Source organism: Shimia haliotis (genome assembly GCF_900114415.1).
GTDB classification, from domain to species: Bacteria; Pseudomonadota; Alphaproteobacteria; order Rhodobacterales; family Rhodobacteraceae; genus Shimia; species Shimia haliotis.
The window spans coordinates 204,362-224,501 of record NZ_FOSZ01000006.1 but is presented as its reverse complement, the minus strand read 5'-3'; the positions used below and the strand labels follow the sequence as shown (position 1 = coordinate 224,501).

Below are 20,140 nucleotides of genomic sequence, written 5' to 3'. Positions count from 1 at the left end.
GGGGGTCTGGGGGCAGACAGCCCCCAGCGCTGTCAAACTTGCAGAACCGAACTCACCAGCAACTGCGTATAGGCATGCTGCGGATCATCCAGAACCTGATCGGTCAGGCCGGTTTCCACCACTTGCCCGTCCTTCATCACCATCAACCGGTCCGCCAACAGGCGAACAACAGCAAGATCGTGGGTCACGATAATGGCGCTCAGCCCCATCTTCCGCACCAACCCGCGCAACAGGTCCAGCAACCGCGCCTGAACAGACACATCAAGCCCCCCTGTCGGCTCGTCCATGAACACCAGCCGCGGCCCAGTCACCAGATTGCGCGCGATCTGCAACCTCTGCTGCATCCCGCCGGAAAACTGCGATGGTCGATCGTCCACGCGACTCTCACTGATTTCCACACGCCCCAGCCAATCCACAGCCTCTTCACGAATATCCCCATAGTGTCGCGCCCCCACGGCCATCAGCCGCTCACCGACGTTGCCGCCAGCGGAGACATTCATCCGCAACCCGTCCCGCGCGTGCTGATGAACAAAGGCCCAATCCGTCCGGCTCAGCATTCGCCGCTCCGGCTCGCTCATGCTGACCGTATCCCGCATCATTCCGTCACGCATTTCAAAGCGCACTTCGCCGGTGTCCGGCGTCAAATGCCCTGCGAGGCAGTTCAGAAGTGTTGACTTGCCAGACCCGCTTTCCCCGACAATCCCCATGACCTCACCGGGATAAAGATCGAAATCCACGCCCTCGCAGCCAATCCGGTTGCCATAAAACTTGCTGACATTCTCAACCTTCAATAGCGGCGTCATGCTGCATCCTCCGCAAGGGCCACGCCCTGCGCGCCCACATGCCCCGCGCGGCGGCGGCCCGCGCAATAATCCGTGTCAGAACAGACAAACAACCGCCCTCCCGCATCATCCATAATCACCTCATCGAGATAACTGTCCGTCGCCCCGCACATGTCACAGGCATGATCGGCTTTGCTGGCCTCAAACGGATAGTCGTCAAAATCGAGGCTCACCACTTTGCAATACGGCGGCACCGCGTAAATCCGTTGCTCACGCCCCGCACCAAAAAGCTGAATGCCGGCCATTTCCATTTTTGGATTGTCGAATTTCGGAATGGGGCTCGGGTCCATCACATACCGCCCCTCAACCTTCACCGGGTAGGCATAAGATGTGGCAATCGCGCCGTGTTTGGCGATGTCCTCATAAAGTTTCACATGCATCAGTCCATATTCCTCAAGGCTGTGCATCTTGCGAGTCTCCACCTCGGACGGTTCCAGAAACCGCAGCGGCTCGGGAATTGGCACCTGATAGACAAGGATTTGATCTTCGCGCAGGTCTTCTTCCGGAATGCGGTGACGGGTTTGAATGACACTCGCCTGTGCCGTCTCCTCAGAGGTCGCCACACCGGCTGTTTTTTCAAAGAACTTGCGGATCGACACGGCATTGGTGGTGTCATCGGCCCCTTGATCGATCACCTTCAGCGTATCTTCTGGCGTCAGGGTAGCCGCCGTCACCTGCACGCCCCCTGTACCCCAGCCATAGGGCATCGGCATCTCGCGGCTGGCAAAAGGCACCTGATAGCCCGGAATAGCGAGCCCCTTCAGGATCGCGCGCCGGATCATGCGCTTGGTCTGCTCATCCAGATAGGCGAAATTGTAGTTGCTCATTCCGCGGCCTCCTGCACGGGATTGGTGGTCTCCATCGCCTCTCGGCGCAGCTTTCGGATCAACTCCAGCTCGGATTGGAAATCGACGTAATGCGGCAGCTTGATGTGCTCCAAAAACCCCGTCGCCTGAATGTTGTCGGAGTGATAGAGCACAAACTCTTCATCCTGCGCCGGCGCACCAAGGTTGTCCTCGCCAAGCTCTTCCCAGCGAAGCGCACGATCCACCAAAGCCATTGAAATCGACTTCCGCTCGGATTGTCCAAAAACCAGCCCATAGCCGCGTGTGAACTGCGGTGGCTCGGTCTTACTGCCTTGAAACTGGTTCACAGTCTCACATTCGGTTAGCTCGATCTCCCCCACTTCAATGGCAAATCCCAGCTCGGGGATCTCCATCTCCACGGCCACCTTGCCGATACGCAACTCGCCGACAAAGGCGTGGTTGCGCGCATAACCGCGCTGGGTTGAGTACGCCATCGACAGCACAAACCCCTCATCGCCCCGCGTCAACGCCTGAAGGCGCAACGGTCGGTTGCTGGGCAACTCCAACGGCTCCCGCGTCAGGTCTCCGGGCTCTTCATCAGACACCTCTTCGGTCTGGATCAGCCCCTCTTTGTTCAGGAACTCTGTGATATGCGGCGTCGGCTCCCTGCGCGCAGCACCTTGCGCAACCTTTGGGCTCTCCCCTTCCGCCTCAAGCGCGAAATCAAGCAAACGGTGGGTGTAATCAAATGTCGGCCCCAGAACCTGCCCCCCTGGCGCATCCTTAAACGTCGCCGAAATCCTGCGGTCACAGGACATCGCTTCTGTTTCCACAGGCTCAGTCGCACCGAACCGCGGCAACGTGGTTCGATATGCGCGGATCAGAAAGATCGCCTCTATCAAATCCCCGCGCGCCTGCTTGATCGCCAGCGCCGCCAGATCAGGGTCATACAATGACCCCTCCGCCATCACGCGATTGACCGCCAGCGCCAATTGCTCACGGATCTGCGCGATCGACAGGTCTGCCACATTCGGATCACCGCGCCGCTCTTCCGCCAGCCACGCGTGCGCGTTGTCAATCGCACGCTCACCGCCTTTCACAGCAACATACATCAGGCCGCCTCCACGCTTGTCGCGCCCGAAGGCACGCTCACTTTTGTTGTGCGCGGCAAGGCCGCTACCTGCGCCCCGCTGGTGAAAAAGAAATCCAGCCCCAACGGGAACAAGGTCGCATTCAGCTGAAAGGCCGCAATCTCAGGCAACCCCATCTCCACTGTGTCCTTGATCCCCGGTCCACGCAGGACCGCACGTTCAGGCGTCGCCCCCTCAACTATCAACGTCGCCGACCGGTCCGGATACTCTGGTGTGCCAATCGCAAACCGCGTCAGCGGCGCAAGCGCGTCCCAGTCACCAAGCGCGAACATTGCAGCCTCAGCAGTCACAAGCGGCGCGCCCACATGGAACGCAATCCACGCCCGCACCTCCTTGCGGTCCCAATCTCCAGCCAGATGCAGCGGGGTGTCCGGATCGCACAATGTCAGGATCAGCGTACCCGCTGCAACGCTGAGCGGTGCGGGTGGCTGTGCCCCATGTAGGGTGTGTACTGTACCGGGGCGCGCCATCGCCGTCATCGCCGCGCGAAACGCATGCGCCGCATCCACAGGCGCATCGGCAAATCCGCCCTTCAGAACTTCAGCATCCATCAATCTTCTCCCCGCACCATGGTAAAGAAATCCACTTTCGTCGCGGCAGCCTTGGCCGCGCGTGTTTCTTTGATTTCAGCCATCTCGGCCGCGAGAGGCGTCAAAATGGCCGCTTGAATTGCCGTGGCCTGATCGGTCTGCATCAGGGCATCCACCAGCGCCGCAATCCGCGCCTTGTCCTTGCTTCGTCCCTGAACATAGCCGTGTCCGACCTCACCCGACGCCAATTGCAACGCACAGCGCGTCAACGTCATTTCACCAAGGTTGAACGGCGCGCCCGTGCCGCCCAAGCGGCCCCGCACCATGGTTGCGCCAATCTCCGGCGCGCGCAGCCAATGGAATTCCGGAGAAGCCCCATAGCCCTCCCAAAGCGCCAAAAGTCGCCCTTCCAGCGCCTTCGCCAACAGCGACATCCACGCCCGTCTTTGAATTTCTGCGGTCATCTAGACACCTTGTCGATTTGTCTACTTCACTATACAACTAGACAAATCCTAGCCGCGCGATGCGAGTCGCGCAATCCATGCCGCGATGAAACTTTCATGACACCGAGGCCCACATGACCGCAAAGCGCACGCCAATCTGGCAATCCATTGCCGCCAGCCTGACCGAAGACATCACCGAAGGCCGCTATGAACCGGGCGCAAAACTGCCCACCGAGGCAGAACTTTCCGCGCGATTTGGCGTCAACCGACACACGGTGCGACACGCGCTAAAATCCATGTCCAACAACGGCTTGGTGCATTCCCGTCGCGGCGCGGGCGTCTTTGTTGCGCAGGTGCCAACCGACTACGCCATCGGCAAGCGCGTGCGATACCACCGCAACCTCAAGCAGGCAGGCCGCCTGCCTGGCAAGGAAATCCTGCATTTGGAAACCCGCACCGCAGACACCAGAGAAGCGCGCGCGCTTGGCCTGGCCGAAGGCGCCCAAGTCCATGTCTATGACGGCCTTTCCCTCGCCGACAGCCAACCAATCGCGGTCTTTCGTTCCGTCTTTCCGGCCGGACGCTTTCCTGCCCTCACCGAACAATTGGGACGGCTTCGCTCTGTAACAGCCGCACTCAAAGAACACGGCATCCACGACTACACCCGCGCCAGCACCCGCCTGAGCGCACGACGCGCATCCGCGACCCAAGCACTCCATCTGCGCATCACCGAAGGCGATCCGGTCCTGCGCTCTGTCGGGGTGAACGTCGACACCAACCAAACCCCGATCGAGTTTGGCACCACGTGGTTCGCCGGAGACCGCGTGACCCTCACGCTTTCAGACGAGCGCTCTCAGGCCGGAGATGTCCCAAAGGATAGCTGACCGCACCCCAACGCAATAGCGCAGGCTCTACCGCTCGTATTTTTCAAGAAAAGCATCGGCCGTCAGATGACGGAAATCCAACAACGCGGCTCGCAAGTGATCATGGCTCCAGTCCCACCACGCCAGATCAAGCAATCTGTCGGCAATTGTTTGGGAAAACCGTGGCCGCATAGGAGTGGCCGGTGTGCCGGCCACGATCATATAGGGCGGCACGTCCTTGGTGACGACCGCGCCTGCCGCCACAATCGCCCCATGTCCCAAAGTCACCTCCGGCTTCACGATAGCACCGTGCCCGATCCATGTGTCATGCCCGATCTTCGCCACGCGGCTGGCGCGGTGAGCAAAAAACGCCGCATCATGCTCTGCATCGTCAAAATAGTCCGCCGAGCGATAGAGAAAATGATGCAGCGACGCGGTTGTCATCGGATGATCCGTCGCACCGATCCGGCTAAAGGCTGCAATATTGGCAAACTTGCCGATCTCCGCATTCGCGATCTCTGCCATACGGTCACAATAGGAGTAGTCCCCGAAATGCGCGTTGATGATCCGACTGCCCTGCCCGATCTCGACAAAGCGGCCGTATGTAGCCTCGTGCAGGATACAGTCAGAATGGATCAGCGGCGCATCATCTGAAAGATTGGCCATGTGAGGCTCCTGTTGGTGCAAAGATTTTATGCCTCCGGCGGAGGTATTTGGAGACCAAAAAGCCGGGCGTCACCGCCCAGCCTCAGCCTATCACAGATTCAGCGGCCACTTTCGTCGCCCGAAATCAGCTTGCGCCGCAGCCAGCCGGAGAACCAGTCCATCGCCATCACCATCAGGATGATCAGCACGATATAGTAAGCCACCTCTTCCCAGTCTTTCTGGGTGATGATCGCCTGTGTCAGCATCAAGCCAATGCCGCCACCCGTGATCGCCCCGATGATGGTCGCGCTGCGGGTGTTGCTTTCCAGATAATAGAGGATCTGGCTTAAAAGCACCGGCGTCACCTGCGGAATCACGCCAAAGCGATAGCGCTGCATCGGCTTGGCCCCTGTGGACTGGATGCCCTCGATCTGTTTCTGGTCGACGTTTTCCAGCGCCTCGGAGAACATCTTGCCAAAGCTGCCCGTGTCCGTGATCAGGATCGCCAGCGCGCCGGTCAGCGGGCCGGGACCAAAGGCGCGCGACAGAATGATCGTCCAGATCAGCGCATCCACACCACGGAAGAAGTCAAAGAACCGGCGTGTCACCTGCCGCACCAGATCAAAAGGCGTGAAATTCTTCGCCGCCATATAGGCCAGCGGCAGGGCCACAATCGCGGCGCCCATTGTGCCGAGGAAGGCCATCAAAATGGTTTCAAAAATCGCCCAGGCCACGTCCTGATGGCGCCACATCTTGTTGGTCCAGAAGTCCTGCCAGATTTCCGCATGTTCCCCGCCTAGCGCGCGGGCCATGACCTCGCCAAACCCAAGCCCGTGATAGGGGCTGTCGAGCGTGAAGAAGAAAAGCTCCCAGCCCATGAAATAGCGGAACACCTCGGTACGGTTGCGCGTCACCGTCAGACGGCCCGCCTCCGAGGTGATCGCCATGCGGTTTTTGCTCAGGTTGATCCACGCGGGCACATCGTCCGTCGGCAGCACCGCCTGCACGCCCTTGGCGCGACTCGGTTGCGCCGTGATCAGCCCGTAACCCGGTATGTCGTAGCTGACGAAATTCTCGGCCCCGAACGTCACCACATGCCCGTCACCCAGATAAATCACCGTCTCGGCCGCACCCAGCGTGACCCATTCCGGCGCGGTGCCGGGCGCATAGGTGCCCTTGCGCTCGCCCTCAATGGCCGCCGTCACATCACCCGTGCGATTGTCCCGCGCGATATGCGTCTTGTAGCTGTAGCTGTCCGCAACCAGCGCGCGGGCATTGTCGACCTCAAACCGCTGAGCCAGCCCCAAAATGTCGAACGATATAAAAATGTATGTCAGGTAGACCAGCGCGAGAGTCGGAAACCCGAAGCTCACCAGCTTCTTGCGCGAAAAATGGCGATCCGCCTGAAGTTTCAGAAAATCGCTTTCGTTTGCTGCGATGCTCATGCCGATGCCTTTTCCAAAGTACGGGAGGTTTTGCCGTGGGTCAGGCGCTCGCGCACCACCGACGACAGCTGATCTACGATCACAATCGTCGCAAACAGCAGGATGAAAATCGCCAGCGCCTCGTCATACTGACCCTTGCCCCAGCTCATCGCGTTCTTCAGCTCATAGCCAATGCCGCCAGCGCCCACAAAGCCGAGGATGGCCGAAGCGCGAATATTGATCTCAAAACGCAGCAGCGCATAGCTGAAGTAGTTCGGCGCCACCTGCGGGATCACGCCCAGCCACATGCGCTGACTCCACGTCGCGCCAACTGACTGCAACCCCTCCACAGGTTTCAGCGAGGCATTTTCGTTCACTTCAGAGAACAATTTGCCCAGCGCACCCGCCGTATGGAAAGCGATTGCGATCATCGCCGGCACCGGCCCGCCGCCCATCACAAAGATCAGAACGAGTGCAATCACAATCTCCGGCATCGCCCGCATGATATCCATGATGCGTCGGAAAAATCCGATCAGGCGCGGCCATTTCGCCATGCCGCGTGTCGACAGAAGCGACAGCACAATCGCCAACATCGCCCCAATCAGCGTCGAGGCGCCTGCGATGTTGATCGTCTCGATGAGCGACGGCAGAAAGTTCACAAAGTGCGCGGGCATTTCATTGAGCTTGCCCAACGCTTCCCCCAAGACTTCCTTGGGAAAATCAAACAACCGGTGCAGCCCGTCCCAGAACCCACCCGCGTTGCGGTCGTCTGCGATCATGAACCCGGACACCATCAGCGCGATGAAAATCACAAGGATAATGCCGTTCATCATCCGCTTGCGCCGCACCTGCGCCATATATTCAGCGCGAAAGTCGGTGACGCATCCCGTCAGCTCAGCCATGACTGCCCCTTCTCTTCAAAAACAGGCCCCGCGAACCGCCGCGGGGCCTGCAAATCTTTGCGGCCAGTCTCAGTTGGACTTCAGCTTGCGCGCTTCAACGATGACCTCATAGGCCTCGTGGGTGATCGGCATGAAGCCTTTCGCGTCACCCGCTGCCACACCATAAAAACACTCGTCATCCATGGACTTCAAAGACGCCATCAGAGCAGTCATTTTCACTTTGGTGTCTTCCGGCAGCGCCTTGCGCAGAACAACCGGACCTTCAGGGATCGGCTTGGATTGCCAGATCTGGACCAGTTCGTTCATGTCCACGAGACCCGCATCAACCGCACGACGCAACGCACCGGAGTTGAAGCCGTCTTCCCACTCGCCCAGACCGTCGGCCCAAGTCACGCCGGCGTCGATGTCACCGTTATAAACCGCAACGATGGTCTGCTCGTGGCCGCCGGTGAATTTCACCTCGCCGAAGTAGTCGCCAGAGGTCATGGTCGCGCCGGTCGCTTCGGGGATCTCGATGGACGGGATCAGGAAGCCGGAGGTGGAGTTCGGGTCACCAAAGCCAAAGACTTTGCCCTTCATCGCTTCCAGGCTCTCGATGCCTGCGTCCTTGCGGGCAAAACCAATGGAGTAGTAGCCATAGCCGCCGTCGTTGTTCACTTTCACGAGGATCGGCTCAACCGCTTCCGGATCGGACAGATAGGTTTTCGCGTAACCGGACGCGCCCAGCCATGCCATGTCGATGGTGCCGCCCAGCAGGCCCTGAATAACGCCGTTATAATCCGCAGGCGCGAACAGCTTGGTTTCAACACCCAGCAGCTCTTCGGTTTTGGCGCGCAGGCACTCGTTGTTGTTCAGACGGTCCTGAGCGTTCTCGCCGCCCAGAATGCCGATGCGGAATTCAGAAATTTCCTGTGCCATCACCGGTGTGGTCAGGGCGGTGGTTGCCAGAACGGCTGCGATCAGTTTTTTCATCTTCTCTCTCCGGTTGGTAAATGCCCCACGCATTTTTACGAGGGGGTCGTGATGAAACTCAGGCGACGACTTGCGCGGTCTTTGGCCGGTCAAGCGTCTGGATTTCGGTGGATGTTGCGGCTTCGCTGAAACTGTCATCAGCGCCGTAAATGTCGCGCGCCACGCCAGTGGTCAGCTGCTCGGGCGTGCCATCAAACACAATGCGCCCGTCGCGCATGCCGATCACGCGGTCACAATACCGCCGCGCCGTGTCCAGCGTGTGCAGGTTGGCGACCACCATGCGCCCGTCTTCCTCGTGAATGGCGCGCAACGATTGCATCACCAACTGCGCATTCATCGGGTCCAGCGAGGCGATCGGCTCATCCGCCAGAATGATCTTCGGGTCCTGCATCAGCGCGCGCGCAATCGCCACACGCTGCTGCTGGCCACCCGACAGCGCCTCGGCGCGCTTGGGGCCGTGCTCGGCAATGCCGAGCCGGTCCAGAATGTCTATCGCGCGATGGATATCTTCCTGCGGAAACAGGTTGAACATGGTCGCCAGCGTCGAGCGCTTGTTCAACGTGCCGTGCAGCACATTGCTCACCACATCCAGACGCGGCACCAGATTGAACTGCTGGAAAATCATTGCGCATTCGGACTGCCAGCGGCGTTTATCCGCGCCCTTCAGCGCACTGATCTGCTGGCCCTCAAACACGATCCGGCCGGAGGTCGCATCCGTCAGACAGTTCAGCATCCGCAACAAGGTCGACTTGCCCGCGCCTGAGCGGCCGATGATTCCAATCATCGCCGGTTTGTCGACGGCAACATTGGCGGCATCCACCGCCACATTGGGACCAAAGCTCTTGGTCAAGTTCTCGATTCTCAGCACGTCGTTCCCCAAACTGTGTCGGGGGCTGATTAGGCGGGCTCCTCAAAGTTAAAATGACAGTCAGTTGATGGTTTTGTAACAGCCTCCGAGTCGGCACCCCTGCCAAAGGCACCCCGAGCACAATAACTTTCCAATTTTTCCGAAATTTTTGACGTCCGCGCGCGCCAATTCCTGCCGACCTTTACAGAATCAAAAAATTCCGCCCCTTTGGGTGCGATTTCTCTCTTGACCCTGCCCGCCCTACGGCCTAAATCGCGTCCACCGTGGCGGTATAGCTCAGTTGGTTAGAGCAGCGGAATCATAATCCGCGTGTCCGGGGTTCAAGTCCCTGTACCGCCACCACAGAATTCCAAAGCCCGGATGGATCACCATCCGGGCTTTATTTTTGTTTACCGTTAATTGGCGCCGTCAGCCGCGAAGCTCAACCTCGGCCTCAACCTCAATCGCGAAATTCATCGGCAAGCCATGCGTGCCAATCGCCGAGCGCGCATGCCGCCCCACTTCGGCACCAAACACCTCAAGCACCACATCACTGAACCCGTTGATCACCAGATGCTGCTCGCTGTACCCCGGCGCCGAATTCACCATACCAAAGACCCGCGTCCAGCCGACAATCCGGTCCAGATCGCCAATCTCAGCTTTCACATTCGCCAGCACCGCCAACGCAATCTCCCGCGCCGCCTGATAACCCTCATCGGTGGTCAAATCCATGCCAAGTTGCCCGAAAGGCCCGCCAATACTGCCATCGGCATTTGACTTCGGATGGCCGGAAATCAACAGGCGATTGCCCCGCTGATTGACCAGCGAAAACGGCAAATGCACCGCTGCCGGAATGACCGTCGCTGCCGGCAACTCCAGCCCCAGCTCTTTCAAACGCGCCTCGATCTTGGACATGCGCCCGCTCCTCTCATTGTTGTTGGGGCGACCCTACGCCGCCCAACTCACCCTCGCAACGCCGCCTCATGCGTCGCCATGTTCGCGCGCACCTCTTCCGCTGCTTTTTCCCGCACCGGACCATAGCCGCGAATGTCCTGCGGCGCCGTCACCAAAGCCGCACATGCCTCCTGCGTCGCCGTGTCATACCCGACAGCAACCTGATCCAGCACACCTTCAAACCACGCTAACAAGTTCCGATCCAGCTTGCGATCTTCCGAAAACCGGAACGGATCAAACATCCCGCCGCGCAGCCCCTTCATCTTGGCCAACTGCCCGAGCACAGGCCGCATCCACGGCCCCATAGCCACCTTGGTCGGCCGCCCCCGCGCATCGCGACCCAACGGCAAGGCCGGCGGCGACAGGTGATAGTTCACCTTGAAATCGCCCTCGAACTCTTCCCGCAATTGCGCCTCAAACCCGCTCTCGCGGTGCAGGCGCGCGACCTCATATTCATCCTTATACGCCATCAAGCGGAACAACGATTTCGCCGCATCCATCACCAAATCGTCCGGTAACCGCGCCTTCAAGGCCGCAATCCGATCCTCAAACCGCGCCGCATATTTGGCGTCCTGATAGTCCGTCAAAAACGCCACCCGCCGCGCGATCACCTCGTCTAGCGTCTCTGCCGTCGGAGCCTCCTCAAATGAAATCGCCTCAGGATCATGCGCCAGCACGCGGCCCAGATCAAACGCCCGCGCGTTCTTCTCCACCGCCACGCCATTGAGCAAAATCGCCTGCTTCAACGCGCCCTCAGAGACAGGTACAAGCCCCCTTTGCCAAGCAAAGCCCAGCATCATCACATTGGCAAACACGCTGTCCCCCATGAGCTTTTCGGCCATCTTGTTGGCATCCATCGCCCGCACGTTTGCGGCCCCGACAGCCTTGCGAATGACCTGCTCGCGAATGCCGATCTTCAGGTCCGCATCGCGGTTAAGCACAAGATCACCCGTCGGCATCGCGGCGGTGTTCAGAACCACCTGCGCCCCCTGGCGATAATGCACGCTCGCTTTCGGCGCAGAACTCACCACCACGTCACAGCCAATCACCGCATCCGCTGCGCCCTGTTCGATCCGCACCTGATTGACCGCCGCTGGCGAAGACGCCAGCCGCACATATCCCAGTACCGTGCCGAACTTCTGCGCAAAGCCGGTGAAGTCCAGAACAGACGAGCCCAACCCCTCCAAGTGCGCCGCCATGGTGATCAGCGCACCGACGGTCACGACCCCCGTGCCGCCCACACCTGTCACCAACAAATCAAACGGCTTATCCAAAGACGGCACCTGCGGCAACGGCACACCCGCCAGCAACGCGGGCAAATCCACGTCACTCCCGTCCTTCTTGCGCCGCTTGGCACCGGTCACGGTCACAAAGCTCGGGCAAAACCCGTTGAGGCAAGAGAAGTCTTTGTTGCAGGTGCTCAGGTTGATCTTCCGCTTGCGGCCAAATTCGGTTTCCACCGGCTCGACGCTCAAACAATTGCTCTCCACCGAACAATCGCCACAGCCCTCGCAGACCAGATCATTGATAAACGCAAACGTGTCAGGGTCGTCCATCGTCCCGCGCTTGCGGCGACGACGCTTTTCGGTGGCACAGGTCTGCTCATAGATCAGCAGCGTCACCCCATCGATCTCGCGCAATTCCCGCTGCACAGGGTCCATATCTTTGCGGTCATGGAAAGACGTATCCGGCGGGAAATCCCCTTTGGTAAACTTGCCAATGTCGTCGCTCACCAGCGCAATCCGCGCCACCCCTTCGGCCCGCGCGTTCCACGCGATACCATGCACCGACACCGGCCCGTCCACCGGCTGCCCGCCGGTCATCGCGACTGCATCGTTGAACAACACCTTGAAGGTGATGTTGGCTTCTGCCGCCACCGCCTGCCGGATCGCGAGAGAGCCCGAGTGATACCACGTCCCCTCGCCCAAATTCTGGAACACGTGCTTTTTGCCGTTGAACTTCTGCGCCACGGCCACCGGCACGCCTTCGCCGCCCATCTGCGCGTAACCGCCCGTGTCGCGATCCATCCAGCTTGCCATCACGTGACAGCCAATCCCCGACAGCGCCTTGGACCCTTTCGGCACTTTGGTCGAGGTGTTGTGCGGACACCCCGAACAGAAATACGGCGTCCTCGTTGCGCCCGCGACATTCAACACCGGCGGCTTTTCCTCGGTGAGCGCCTTGGCCTTCGCCAACAATCCCTCCTCAGGGAACAAGCGATCCAGCCGCTCCGCCACCACGGGCACCAGTTGCAACGGGCTCAACTCACCCGTCCACGGCAGTAACGGATCACCTACCGCACGGTGCTTACCCACCATCTTCTCCGGCTTGTCCCCCGGCCAGTCATAGAAATACTCTTTGAACTGGCTCTCGATGATGCCGCGCTTTTCCTCAACCACCAGCACCTCGGTCTTGCCTTTCACAAAGGCCAGCGCATCCCGCCGCGCCAGCGGCCAGACCATACCCACCTTGTAAATATCGATGCCCAGCCGACGACAGGCCGCCTCATCCAACCCCAACAGCCGCAGCGCCTCCATCAGATCCAGATGCCCCTTGCCGGTGCTCACAAATCCAAAGCTGGCCTCGGGAATGTCATACACCCGCTCATCAATCGGATTGGCCTCCACAAAGGCCTCCACCGCGCGCAACTTATGCCCGATGCGGGTCTCGATCTCTGGACTCGGCAAATCGCTGGGCCGCACATGCAGCCCCCCCGCAGGCATCTCAAAATCCGGTTCCACAAACGTGCGGTCCGGCACGATCTCCACCGACCGGCCTGACTCCACCGTCTCCGAAATCGCCTTGAACCCAACCCATGTGCCGGTAAAGCGGCTCAGCGCGATGCCATATTCACCAAACGCCTGATACTCATCCACGCTCGCGGGGTTCAACGTCGGCATGAACCACGACATGAACGCCACGTCCGACTGATGCGGCATGGACGAGCTGACACAGCCGTGGTCATCCCCCGCCACAACCAGCACACCGCCCTTCTCCGAGGAGCCATAGGCGTTGCCATGTTTCAGCGCATCGCCCGAACGGTCCACACCCGGCCCCTTGCCATACCACATGGAGAACACGCCCTCGACCTCGCAATCGGGGTCCAGCACCGACTGCTGCGCGCCAAGCACCGCCGTCGCGCCAAGGTCTTCGTTCACGGCCGGCATAAAGGTGATGTTGTTATCCGAAACCCGCTTCCGCTCACGCCAGAATTCCAGATCCAACCCACCCAGAGGAGAGCCACGATACCCCGAAATAAATCCAGCGGTGTTCAGCCCTGCTTCACGATCACGCCGCGCCTGATCAAACATGATCCGCGCCAACGCCTGTGTACCGGTCAGAAACACCCGCCCTTCCGTGCGATCATAACGGTCCGATAGGGCATACCCTTTGAATTCGTGGCTGGCTTTGGTCATTGCGCGCGCTCCTCCTGATCCACAATGATCTCACGCACAGGGGGGAATATGGTGCCAATTTTTGCGATCCACTGGACAATTTCGACAAACTGTGCCATCAATCGACGCCAAATCGGAAAATGAAACCAATGAACCTCGACTCAAAAGACCGCCACCTCCTCGCTCTCCTGCAACAGGATTGCCGCGCCTCAAACGCTGACCTCGCCGACAATGTTGGCATGTCCACCTCCGCCTGCTGGCGCCGCATCCGCGCGTTCGAGGACGCGGGTCTGATCGAAGGCTACGGCGCCCGCCTGCGCCCCGCAAAACTTGGCCTCACATTCCACGCCATCGTGCATGTGAACCTCACACGCCATGACCCTGCCCACCTCAAACGCTTTATCGAGGCGGTTTCGGCCCGCGAGGAGGTGCAGGAATGCTTCGCAATCACCGGCGCGGCGGACTACCACATGCGCGTGCGCTGCACCGACATCGAAGCCTACAACCGCTTTATGGAAGACTTCCTCTTCGCGCTGCCTGCGGTAAGTTCGGCACAGACCAACGTCATTCTGCGCGACATCAAAAGCTAACCCTTGCCCGACAAGCACTTAAGCGGCTAGGCACAGGCACCACCACACGGCAGGACCAAGCCCATGAGCAAGACAATCTACATCCTGAACGGCCCGAACCTGAACCTTCTGGGCAAGCGCCAGCCGGAGATTTACGGCTCAGACACGCTGGCCCATGTTGAAGCCACTTGTACCGCGCTCGGCGCCGATCTTGGCCTGTCTGTGAAGCTGATGCAGTCCAACCACGAAGGCGAGATTGTCGAGATGATCCACGAAGCCCGCGATAACGCGGCAGGCATCATCATCAACCCGGCGGCCTACACGCACACCTCGGTGGCGATCCTCGACGCGCTGCACACCTTCGAAGGGCCTGTGCTGGAGGTGCATATCTCCAACGTGCACAAACGCGAAGCCTTCCGGCACCACTCCTACGTCAGCCAGCGCGCCGACGGCGTGATCGCGGGTTTCGGCGTTGAAGGCTACGCCCTCGCCATGCGCCGCATGGGATCGCTTCTGGCGTAACTCCCAGTGACGTGCTGCAGGCACGGAAGGGCCCACCCCTCACCGCTTCTTCATCGCATCCATGAGCGCCGCGCCGAGCGCACCATTGCCGCTGTCCGACTTCGGCTTGCCACCCTGAGGCCGCCCGCCCTTCGGCCCAGCCCCACGCGGTCCGCCCCCTTTGGGCGCACCGCCCTTTGGCCCGCCGTTCCCACGGTCAAACCCGCCACGCGCATTGCGGTCCTGTTTGGCTGACGCCCCGCCATCCTTGCGCATCGACAACCCGATCCGCTTTCTCGGCGCATCCACCTCAACCACCGTGACCTTCACCACATCGCCGGCCTTCACCACCTCATGCGGGTCTTTCACAAACCGATCCGCCAGCTGGCTCACATGTACCAACCCATCCTGATGCACGCCCACATCCACAAAGGCCCCGAACGCTGCCACATTGGTCACGGTCCCCTCCAGAACCATGCCGGGCTTCAGGTCCGAAATCTGCTCCACCCCATCGGCAAACGTCGCGGTCTTGAACGTTGGACGCGGGTCACGGCCCGGCTTTTCCAACTCTCCCAGAATATCGCGCACAGTCGGCAAACCAAATCGCTCAGACACAAACTCTTCCGCCCGCACACGCTTGAGCGCCGCCGCATCGCCCATCAACGACCGCACATCGCGTCCACAGGCTGCCACGATCTTGCGCGCCACGTCATAGGCCTCAGGGTGCACCGAACTCGCATCCAGCGGCTCCTCACCATCGGCAATCCGCAGGAACCCCGCGCATTGCTCAAAGGCCGACGGACCCAACCGCGAGACATCCAACAACGCTTTGCGCGAGTCAAACGCCCCGTTGGCATCGCGGTGCGCCACGATCGCCTCCGCCAGCGACGGCCCAAGCCCCGACACATGCGCCAACAAAGGCGCCGAGGCCGTGTTCAGATCCACACCCACCGCGTTCACCGCATCCTCGACAACCGCCTCAAGCGACTTGCCCAAACGGTGCTGATCCACGTCATGCTGATACTGGCCGACCCCGATCGACTTCGGCTCGATCTTCACAAGTTCCGCCAACGGATCCTGCAAGCGCCGTGCAATCGACACCGCGCCGCGCAGGCTCACGTCCAGATCGGGGAACTCCCGCGCCGCCAGTTCCGACGCCGAATAGACCGACGCTCCCGCCTCGCTCACCACAACCTTGGTCGGGGCTTTCACTCCCCTGGGCAAAAGCTTCAGCGTATCGCTCACCAGCTTCTCGGTCTCCCGACTTGCGGTGCCATTGCCAATCGCAATGAGCTCAATGTTGTGCTTGGCAATCAGCCCCAGCAAAGCCGCCTCGGACCCCCGCACATCCATGCGCGGCTGGAACGGATAAAGCGTCGCCGTATCCAGAACCTTGCCCGTCGCATCCACCACAGCAGCCTTCACCCCCGTCCGAATACCGGGATCAAGGCCTAGCGTTGCCTTCGCGCCCGCCGGTGCCGCCAGCAACAAATCCTTCAGATTGCGCGCGAAAACCTGAATGGCTTCTTCCTGCGCCCGCTGCCGCAGCTCGCTCATCAGATCGACCGTCATCGTCAGGCTCAGCTTCACGCGCCACGTCCAACCGGCCATCTTGCGCAGCCACTGATCGCCCGCACCTTCGGTGCGGGTGTTCAAATGACTTGCCACCATCGCCTCCGCGCGCTCCTTGCCACCTTCAGGATCGGGGCCAATGTCCAGTGTGATTACCCCCTCATTGCTCGCCCGCATCATCGCCAGCGCGCGGTGGCTCGGCACCTTGGACCACGCTTCCGAATGCTCAAAATAGTCCGAGAACTTCGCGCCTGCCTGCTCCTGTCCGGGGATCACCTTGGCACTGACCAAAGCCTCGCGCTGCAAAAACGTGCGCAACTCACCCAGCAGCGCGGCGTTCTCCGTAAGCCCCTCGGCCACGATATCGCGCGCGCCATTTAGCGCCGCTTTTACATCCGCAACATTCTCCGACAGATACCCAGCGGCCAAAACTTCCGGCTCCGCCCCACGATCCGCCAAAATCGCATCTGCCAACGGGCCGAGCCCATTTTCCCGCGCAATCATCGCCTTGGTGCGCCGCTTCGGTTTATACGGCAGATAAATGTCTTCCAGCGCCGCCTTGGTCTCTGCCCCGAAAATCGCTTTGGCCAAATCATCGGTCATCTTGCCCTGATCAGAAATCGACGCAGAAACGGTCTCCCGCCGCGCTTCCAGTTCGCGCAGATATCCTAGCCGATCCGCCAAGGTCCGAAGCTGCGTGTCGTCCAACCCGCCCGTCACCTCTTTGCGATAGCGCGCCACAAACGGCACCGTCGCCCCTTCGTCCAGCAATCCAGCCGCCGCGCCAACCTGCGACGCCGATGCGCCGATCTCGGTCGCAATGGTTCTGGAAATTCGGGTGGTGACTTGCTCATTCATCTGCACTTGGGGCGTTCCTTCTTGGCGATGGGACACCCTTCTTAGCCGCGCCTTGCCACGCCGCCAAGGCCGAAGCAGAACAGTTTTGGCCGGATATCCTGAGCCACATCATACTTGCCGTAGATTTTCCGAGGCCACCTGCGCACGGCGCTGTTACACTTGCCCGACGCGGGCACTCGCACCGTCAAAATACCGACGTTATACCGACGTGATGCAGCCAACGGGATTCGCGCTTCTTTCAAACCGTTAATCGCCGCTATCGGGCCCCGACATCCTCCGGCGCAACGGCCACCGATTTGACCACTGCATATATCGGCTGCCCCTCGACCAAGCCCATCGCCTGCACCGATCGCCGTGTGATCCGTGCCAAAACGCGACCCGCTTGCGTGTCTATCGACACAATCGCCCCCGGCCCTTCCCCTGCGCGGATCGCGGCAATCGTCCCGCACATAATATTCAACGCAGACAATCCCTTAGGCGCCTCCCGCGACAGCATTACATCATGCGCGGCCATCCTGACACGGACGCTTTGCCCTTCGGGTTGCACCAATTTTGGCAAAAACAATGCGACACCGCCCGCGTCCAATTCGGTCAACCCGTCCGCATGGTGCGCCTTTACCCGCGCATCCAAAATGGCGCCCACAGCCCGCACACCTGCCGGTGTAAAAGCCGGATCGCCCAGAACCTCGGCAGCGGCGCCGACCCGAGACACCTGCCCTTGTGCCAGCGCCACCACAGTTGTCGCCAATCGCGCCACTTCTGCGATGGAGTGGCTAACATACAGAATAGGCAGAGAAAATTCATCCCGCAAAAGTTCAAAATACGGCAGGATTTCCGCCTTGCGCCGCTCGTCCAACGCCGCCAATGGCTCATCCGCAAGGATCATCTTCGGACGCGCCAGCAAAGCCCGCCCAATGGCAACCCGTTGTTTTTCCCCACCAGAAAGATGCACAGGCTGGCGATCCAGATGGCGACCCAGCCCAAGCATTTCGACGACGCGGTCAAAACGGATCTCGTCCTGCCGGTCCCGCGCCAACTGCCTGCCATACAAAAGGTTCTTGCGCACCGTCATATGCGGGAACAGGCGCCCCTCCTGAAACACATAGCCAATCTCACGGCGATGCGCCGGCAGGCAGACCCCGCGGCTTGCGTCAAACAACACTCGGCCCTGCGCCTCAATCCGCCCTTGCGAAGGCCGGCTCAATCCGGCCACTGCATTGATCACAGTGGTCTTTCCGGACCCCGAGGGGCCGAACAACACCGTCAATCCGTCCGGCACCTCAAAGGCCACATCCAGCGCGAAGTCGTCAAGCTTTTGCGCGATTTGCACCGAGAGCGTCATAGCCGTCCCACCCGCTTTGCAACGCGTCGCGCCAACAGTTCAGAAACAATTAACGCCCCACAAGCGATGATGATGGACACGACCACCAGTCGCATTGCCGAAGCTTCGCCGCCCGGCACCTGCAAAAACGCATAAACGGCTGACGGCAACGTGCGGGTTTGTCCTGGGATGTTTGAGACAAAAGTGATTGTCGCTCCGAATTCTCCCATGGCTTTCGCAAAAGCCAGAACCGCACCTGCCAGAATCCCGGGCGCGATCAACGGCAGGGTCACGGTCAGAAACACGCGGGCACCGCTTGCGCCAAGGGTGGATGCCGCTTGCTCCAGTTTCGGATCGACCGCCTCAAGGGAAAGCCGGACCGCCCGCACAAACAAAGGAAATGCCATAATCGCAGCTGCAAGCGCGGCACCTGTCCAATGGAATGCGACGACGATGCCCAGTTTTTGCAATACCTGTCCCACTGCGCCTTGGGTGCCAAAACTCAACAGCAACAAATATCCAGTGACCACCGGCGGCAACACCAACGGCAAGTGTATGATAATGTTTAAAAACTCCCGCCCCCAAAATTGCCACCGCGCCAAAGCATAAGCGGCGAGAATACCAAACGGCAAGGCTCCTGCGACGGCCCAAAATGCCACCTTGAGCGAAAGCATGACGGCTTGCCATTCTTCAGGTCCGAGCCACCCGTTCATGGGTTCACCTCCACCGGAGCAAAACCCGCCTTGTCAAACATGGCTTGCGCGGTTTCACTTTGCAAAAACATCACAAAATCGCCCGCGCGGTCTGATTTTGCATCTGCAACAACCGCCGCCGGATAGAGTATCGGCGGGTGAAAAGCCGCAGGGAACTCCACCACGACCTCAACCCGATGCTCCCTCAATGCGTCGCTTGCATAGACAATGCCCAATGGCACCTCGCCCAGCGCCACCAGAGCCAAAGCAGCCCTGACGTTGTCGGTTTGCACCACTCTCGGAGCGAGGCCGTCCCAAACACCGAGATGTTGCAAGGCGGTCTTACCATAGATCCCCGCCGGCACCGCATCCACCAGCGCCATCGCAATTTTCCCGTTTTCATCAGCCGAGAAACTCGCAGCCAAATCAGGTATTTGATCCTTGGGTCCCGTGCCCGCAGGACGCACAAGCACCAAACCGTTTCCGACAATATCGCGGCGCGTGTCCTCCTGAATGCGCCCCCGTTTTAGAACGTCATCCATCCACGCGGAATTCGCGGGCATAAAAACATCCGCAGGTGCACCATAAGCGATCTGCCGAGCCAAAACAGAGGATCCCGCCACGCTTAGAACAACTGGCTCGCCATAGGTTTGCTCAAAGGCTTCCCCGATCTCTTCCAATACATTCTTCAAGCTCGCAGCCGCAAACACGGTCACTTCCGCCTGCGCCGGCTGGCCTAAAGGCCCGATGCACAAAGCAACCGCGGCCCATTTTCGCAACTTGCGGCGTAAGTCCATAATAGAGGGTGACACGTCTCGGATCATTGTACCGAAGTATCCAGAGGCGCGCGACC

At 60.0% G+C, this 20,140-nt stretch carries 19 protein-coding genes and 1 tRNA gene; 4 read left to right on the top strand and 16 right to left on the bottom strand.

The genetic code is table 11. The features are described from left to right. Positions 1 to 32 precede the first annotated feature (32 nt). Genes phnK through phnG form a run of 5 tightly spaced genes read right to left on the bottom strand, consistent with a single transcriptional unit; the run spans position 33 to position 3,793 of the window. The gene (gene phnK / locus BM069_RS15105) at positions 33 to 803 is read right to left on the bottom strand and encodes a phosphonate C-P lyase system protein PhnK (protein WP_093324915.1); all 771 of its coding nucleotides are present in this window, start codon (positions 801 to 803) and stop codon (positions 33 to 35) included. Next, a complete protein-coding gene (locus BM069_RS15100; RefSeq protein ID WP_093324913.1) occupies positions 800 to 1,669 on the bottom strand; it encodes an alpha-D-ribose 1-methylphosphonate 5-phosphate C-P-lyase PhnJ in 870 nt (289 codons plus the stop codon). The genes phnK and BM069_RS15100 overlap by 4 nt, the downstream gene beginning before the upstream one ends. Further along, positions 1,666 to 2,760, bottom strand: a complete 1,095-nt coding sequence (locus BM069_RS15095; protein WP_093324911.1) for a carbon-phosphorus lyase complex subunit — start codon at positions 2,758 to 2,760, stop codon at positions 1,666 to 1,668. Before BM069_RS15095 ends, BM069_RS15100 begins: the two co-directional genes overlap by 4 nt. Then, positions 2,760 to 3,350, bottom strand: coding sequence for a phosphonate C-P lyase system protein PhnH (gene phnH, locus BM069_RS15090; RefSeq protein ID WP_093324910.1), 591 nt, complete (start codon positions 3,348 to 3,350; stop codon positions 2,760 to 2,762). The genes BM069_RS15095 and phnH overlap by 1 nt, the downstream gene beginning before the upstream one ends. Next, a complete protein-coding gene (gene phnG, locus BM069_RS15085; RefSeq protein ID WP_093324909.1) occupies positions 3,350 to 3,793 on the bottom strand; it encodes a phosphonate C-P lyase system protein PhnG in 444 nt (147 codons plus the stop codon). The genes phnH and phnG overlap by 1 nt, the downstream gene beginning before the upstream one ends. Before the next feature lie 113 nt (positions 3,794 to 3,906). On the opposite strand from phnG, the gene phnF reads away from it, so the two are divergent. Continuing rightward, positions 3,907 to 4,656 (top strand): phosphonate metabolism transcriptional regulator PhnF, encoded by a 750-nt coding sequence (phnF, locus tag BM069_RS15080; protein WP_093324907.1) that lies wholly within the window; start codon positions 3,907 to 3,909, stop codon positions 4,654 to 4,656. Between the two features lie 27 nt (positions 4,657 to 4,683). On the opposite strand, the gene BM069_RS15075 is transcribed toward phnF, so the two are convergent. From BM069_RS15075 to phnC, 5 genes are all read right to left on the bottom strand, one after another. Then, positions 4,684 to 5,301 (bottom strand): LbetaH domain-containing protein, encoded by a 618-nt coding sequence (locus BM069_RS15075; protein WP_093324906.1) that lies wholly within the window; start codon positions 5,299 to 5,301, stop codon positions 4,684 to 4,686. A gap of 98 nt (positions 5,302 to 5,399) precedes the next feature. After that, positions 5,400 to 6,725, bottom strand: coding sequence for a phosphonate ABC transporter, permease protein PhnE (gene phnE, locus BM069_RS15070; RefSeq protein WP_093324904.1), 1,326 nt, complete (start codon positions 6,723 to 6,725; stop codon positions 5,400 to 5,402). Further along, positions 6,722 to 7,606: a phosphonate ABC transporter, permease protein PhnE gene (phnE, locus tag BM069_RS15065; protein WP_093324903.1), complete on the bottom strand. Its 885-nt coding sequence runs from the start codon at positions 7,604 to 7,606 to the stop codon at positions 6,722 to 6,724. Before phnE (BM069_RS15065) ends, phnE (BM069_RS15070) begins: the two co-directional genes overlap by 4 nt. Before the next feature lie 69 nt (positions 7,607 to 7,675). Further along, positions 7,676 to 8,578, bottom strand: coding sequence for a phosphonate ABC transporter substrate-binding protein (gene phnD / locus BM069_RS15060; RefSeq protein ID WP_093324901.1), 903 nt, complete (start codon positions 8,576 to 8,578; stop codon positions 7,676 to 7,678). A gap of 58 nt (positions 8,579 to 8,636) precedes the next feature. After that, a complete protein-coding gene (phnC, locus tag BM069_RS15055; protein WP_093324992.1) occupies positions 8,637 to 9,446 on the bottom strand; it encodes a phosphonate ABC transporter ATP-binding protein in 810 nt (269 codons plus the stop codon). A 265-nt stretch (positions 9,447 to 9,711) separates the two neighbouring features. Between phnC and BM069_RS15050 the strand changes: the two genes are divergently transcribed. After that, a tRNA-Met gene (locus tag BM069_RS15050) sits at positions 9,712 to 9,788 on the top strand. Positions 9,789 to 9,854: 66 nt separating this feature from the next. Here the strand turns inward: BM069_RS15050 and BM069_RS15045 are convergent. Together BM069_RS15045 and BM069_RS15040 are read right to left on the bottom strand one after the other, a co-directional pair. Next, on the bottom strand, positions 9,855 to 10,340 hold the full coding sequence (locus BM069_RS15045) for a RidA family protein (protein WP_093324900.1): 486 nt from the start codon (positions 10,338 to 10,340) through the stop codon (positions 9,855 to 9,857). 47 nt (positions 10,341 to 10,387) lie between these two features. Continuing rightward, positions 10,388 to 13,795, bottom strand: a complete 3,408-nt coding sequence (locus BM069_RS15040; RefSeq protein ID WP_093324899.1) for an indolepyruvate ferredoxin oxidoreductase family protein — start codon at positions 13,793 to 13,795, stop codon at positions 10,388 to 10,390. 128 nt (positions 13,796 to 13,923) lie between these two features. Here BM069_RS15040 and BM069_RS15035 point away from each other — a divergent pair, with 128 nt between their 5' ends. Both BM069_RS15035 and aroQ read left to right on the top strand, forming a co-directional pair. Next, positions 13,924 to 14,364, top strand: coding sequence for an Lrp/AsnC family transcriptional regulator (locus tag BM069_RS15035; RefSeq protein WP_093324897.1), 441 nt, complete (start codon positions 13,924 to 13,926; stop codon positions 14,362 to 14,364). A gap of 63 nt (positions 14,365 to 14,427) precedes the next feature. Continuing rightward, positions 14,428 to 14,865: a type II 3-dehydroquinate dehydratase gene (gene aroQ, locus BM069_RS15030; protein ID WP_093324896.1), complete on the top strand. Its 438-nt coding sequence runs from the start codon at positions 14,428 to 14,430 to the stop codon at positions 14,863 to 14,865. Between the two features lie 39 nt (positions 14,866 to 14,904). Here aroQ and BM069_RS15025 read toward each other — a convergent pair whose 3' ends face one another. From BM069_RS15025 to modA, 4 genes are all read right to left on the bottom strand, one after another. Next, on the bottom strand, positions 14,905 to 17,274 hold the full coding sequence (locus tag BM069_RS15025) for a Tex family protein (RefSeq protein ID WP_093324894.1): 2,370 nt from the start codon (positions 17,272 to 17,274) through the stop codon (positions 14,905 to 14,907). A gap of 256 nt (positions 17,275 to 17,530) precedes the next feature. Beyond that, positions 17,531 to 18,616, bottom strand: a complete 1,086-nt coding sequence (gene modC, locus BM069_RS15020) for a molybdenum ABC transporter ATP-binding protein (RefSeq protein WP_093324893.1) — start codon at positions 18,614 to 18,616, stop codon at positions 17,531 to 17,533. Beyond that, on the bottom strand, positions 18,613 to 19,308 hold the full coding sequence (gene modB, locus BM069_RS15015) for a molybdate ABC transporter permease subunit (protein ID WP_093324891.1): 696 nt from the start codon (positions 19,306 to 19,308) through the stop codon (positions 18,613 to 18,615). Before modB ends, modC begins: the two co-directional genes overlap by 4 nt. Continuing rightward, on the bottom strand, positions 19,305 to 20,099 hold the full coding sequence (gene modA, locus BM069_RS15010) for a molybdate ABC transporter substrate-binding protein (protein ID WP_244503636.1): 795 nt from the start codon (positions 20,097 to 20,099) through the stop codon (positions 19,305 to 19,307). The genes modB and modA overlap by 4 nt, the downstream gene beginning before the upstream one ends. Positions 20,100 to 20,140: the final 41 nt, after the last annotated feature.